The organism is Marivita sp. (assembly GCF_017643905.1).
In the GTDB taxonomy this organism is placed as follows: domain Bacteria; phylum Pseudomonadota; class Alphaproteobacteria; order Rhodobacterales; family Rhodobacteraceae; genus Marivita.
The window spans coordinates 1-3,649 of record NZ_JAEPMO010000251.1 but is presented as its reverse complement, the minus strand read 5'-3'; the positions used below and the strand labels follow the sequence as shown (position 1 = coordinate 3,649).

Annotated in this window: 2 protein-coding genes and 1 pseudogene; all 3 read left to right on the top strand. The window is 63.7% G+C overall.

The window, feature by feature from the left end:
* A pseudogene (locus JJ869_RS22735) lies at positions 1–442 on the top strand (hypothetical protein); the annotation flags it as partial.
* An 83-nt stretch (positions 443–525) separates the two neighbouring features.
* Entirely contained in the window at positions 526–1,857 is a 1,332-nt protein-coding gene (locus JJ869_RS22730) for a TolC family protein (protein WP_292271122.1), read from the top strand.
* Between the two features lie 56 nt (positions 1,858–1,913).
* On the top strand, positions 1,914–3,649 hold a 1,736-nt coding region (locus JJ869_RS22725), incomplete at its 3' end, for an ATP-binding cassette domain-containing protein (RefSeq protein WP_292271124.1).

The window sequence follows — 3,649 nt, the reverse complement described above, 5'->3', positions numbered from 1 at the left end:
GGTGGGGTTCAACGACAAGGACTGGACCGGCGGGAACGAAGCCAACTACTCGTTCAACAGCGTGAGGCAGGGCGGATCGACCCTTGGGGGCACCGCGACCGACAGCGCGGGCAACAGCACCGGCACCTACGTGGTGCTGGGCGGCCCGGGTGTCAGCCGCAGCAACGTGGGCCTCACAAGCAATATTGGCGGCCGCGAGATCGACGTGATCGACCTCGAATTCACCGAAGAGGCGACGCTGACGATCACAGAAGCGCAGATCGTCGCGATCACGGGCGAGGACAACACAGTCCGCGTTCTGGGCAACAGCGACGATTCCGTGCGGATCACCGGCGCAACCCGCACCGGCACTCGGTTCGAGGACGGTCAGAGCTACGACGTCTACGATCTGGGCGATGCCACCGTGCTGATCGACGACGACATCAACAACGTCACAATCTGAGCAAGAGGATAGACTGTTCGGGCCATCAAGCGATGCCCCGGCCCCCGAACCAAAAAAAGCCAAAGGCGGGGGGCTCGATCGCGATGAGGCTGAATAGAAGGGTCGTGGCAGGGGCAGTCCTCGCGGTAACGGCTCTTTCGGGGTGTATGCAGGATATGGGCGACGGGGCCGTGTCGCGGTTTCTGTCCGCGCAGCCTGACGTGCGCACAGATGTGACAGGCGAGACCAAGACGGCCGCTCCCAAAGCGGTCACGATGCAAGAGGCGTCGCCGATCATCGCGGATCTGGCCGCGCGGCAAAGCGTTCTGACGCCCGGAAGCCCCTATGCCGAGGTTGCTGCGGGTGTGCTGGCTGCCGATGCGCGGGTGGCCGAAGCGGAACTGCATGTGGCGCAGCTGCGCGCCGAGGCGGCGTCCAAGAACTGGTGGCCGACGATTTCCCCGCGCATCACTCTGACCTCTCTGAGCGATGTGGTGGCCGATCTGGTGATCAACCAGGTCCTCTTCGATAACGGCCGCAAGGCAGCCGAGCGCGATCTGGCCAAGGCGGATGTGGAAATGGCCGCTGTTGCCCTGTCGGAAAGCAGCAACAAACGTGTTTATGACGGGTTGGTGCTGTATCTTCAGGCCGAAGAAGGCCGCGCGGCGGCAGATCTTTACGGTCAGGCGCTCAAGGACATGGGCCATTTCGAATGGGTCATGAACGAACGTGTTCAGGGCGGCGTGTCGGATTTTTCCGATCTCAACGTGCTGAAACAGAAACTGGCCGATCTGCGCGCCCGGGATGCAGCGGCGCACGAAAAGACGACCCGCGCGGTGGCCGAACTGAACGCGATGTCGGCGGTCTCTCTGTCCGGTCAGCGCGGCTTGCGCGGTATGGGCAGCACCCCGTCGGATCAATCGCTTAACGTCCTGCGCGCCAAGGTGGAACGCGACCGGCAGCTGGCGCAGGCCAAGATCGCCCGTGCCGGGCATCTGCCCGGTCTGTCAGCGGGGGGAAGCGTGCGCAATGGCGGCGAAGGACTGGCCCTGAGCGTAAACACAGAACAGATGCTGGGCATTGGCACAGGCGCGTCCTTGCAAGCTATCGAGGCCACCAAGATCACCGCAGATCGCAAGGTGACCGAGGCCGAGGATATCTCGCGTCGGTCCATCGAAGCCGATCAGCGCAGCATCGACGCGCTGAAGCGGCAGGCGGCTGAGGCCGAAGGGCTGACCGCGCAGGCCAAAACCAATCTCGACCTGTTCCAGCGCCAATACGATGCGGGCACGCGTCAGGTGATGGACGTGGTCAGCGTCTACGAGACCTTCCTCCGGGCGCTGGAAAAACAACTCGACCTAAAGTTTCAGGCCGCACGTGCCGAACTGGACGCCGCCAAGCGGCTGGGCGTTCTTGCCGATGGAGCAAAGATTTGAGCGGCGTCAGTAACATCACCCTGCTGTCGGGGCGCGCCAAAAACGCCGTTCTGCGCATGGTCCCGCAGGGGATCAAACCAGCCAACGAACCCAAACGCGCCCCGCGTTATTCGGACCGCGTCCGCGCCCGGACAGAACTGATCCGCACCTACGCGGGCCGTCTGGGCCTGACGACGGTGGCGTCCGACATCACCGAGGCGATCAGCCTGCATCAGGACCAGAACGGTCTTGTGGGCGAAGCGGCGCTGATCGCAGGCGCCAAGGCGGCCGGACTGCTGGCGCAGGGGCTGCACGTACCGCGCCCGACGCCGAACCACTGGCCCGCGATTGCGCTGATGACCAACGGGCAGGCGGTGCTGGTGCTCAAGCAGGACCGCATGACCCTGTCGATCTGGGATCCGTCTGCAAAGGACAAGACCGAACGCGTCGATGTCGCTGAATTCGCGCCTTTCTACAGCGGTGTTCTAGTGCGGGGCGAAGCCCCTGTGCAGACGCTGGTCGACACGCATACGGATGACGGGCGCAAGAGCCATTGGTTCTGGGGCAGCTTCACCAATTATACCCGTCAGTTCGGCGAGGTGGCGCTGGGATCGTTTGTGGCAAATATCCTTGCCCTGTCGGTCGCGCTTTTCTCGCTTCAGGTCTATGACCGCGTGATCCCGCACCAATCCTCGGCCACCCTTTGGGTGCTGGCCATCGGTGCTGCAATGGCGCTGATGCTTGAGGCGTTTCTCAAGGTCGCGCGGTCCACGCTGTTGGACGGGGCCGGGCGGCAGATCGAAACGGGTGTGCAGCAAACGCTGCTGAACCGGCTTTTGGGCATGCGGTCGGATGCGGCGGGGCGTTCACCCTCGCAGCTTTTTGCATCGATGCGCGAGTTTTCCTCGGTGCGCGAATTCTTCACCGCCTCCACCGTGGGCGCGCTGGCGGACATCCCGTTCATCGTGCTCTTCCTGCTGATGGTCTGGTCCATCGCGGGCAGCGTCGTCTGGGTGCTGGTCGCCGGTGCCGTTCTGATGGTGATCCCGGGCTTCTTTCTGCAAAAGAAGATGATCCGCATCACCCGCGAGATGCAGGGCGCGTCGACCAAGCAATCGCGCCTCTTGAACGAGACCGTGACCGAATTGGACACGATCAAGACCCAGCGCGCCGAAGACCGCTTTGCCCGCCAGTGGGAAGAGCTGACCTCGGTACAGGCGCTGAAATCCTCCGAACAACGCCGCCTTGCCGCCGCGCTGACCTTCTGGAGCCAGGGCGTGCAGCAGGCCACTTATGTGGGTGCGGTGATCGCGGGCACCTACCTCGTCTTTGCCGGAGAGTTCACCGTCGGGTCGATCATCGCCGTGGGCATCCTGACCTCGCGCACGCTGGCCCCGCTGACGCAGCTGTCGGGCATCATGGCGCGCTGGGGCAACGTCAAGGCGGCACTGGATGCGCTGGACGGGATTGCAGGGCTGCCGCAGGACCGGGCCGAGAACCGCAAGTACCTGCGCCGCGAAAAGCTGGAAGGCCGGTTTGAACTGCGCGAAGTGACGTTCCGCTATGATCCGGAAATGCCCTCGGTGCTCGACATTCCCAGCCTCGTGATCCAGCCCGGCCAGACATTGGCCATCCTCGGCACCAACGGGTCGGGCAAGTCCACGCTGCTCAAGATGCTGGCTGGTCTTTACGCGCCCACCTCCGGATCGATCCTGATCGACGGCACCGACATGAACCAGATCGACATGCGCGATATCCGCCGGTCGTTGGGGTATCTCGGGCAGGATGTGCGGCTGTTCCACGGCACGCTGCG

What these genes read in the sequence shown, in the direction of transcription:
- JJ869_RS22730 (WP_292271122.1), top strand. Translation starts at nt 526, where the DNA reads ATGAGGCTGAATAGAAGGGTCGTGGCAGGGGCAGTCCTCGCGGTAACG.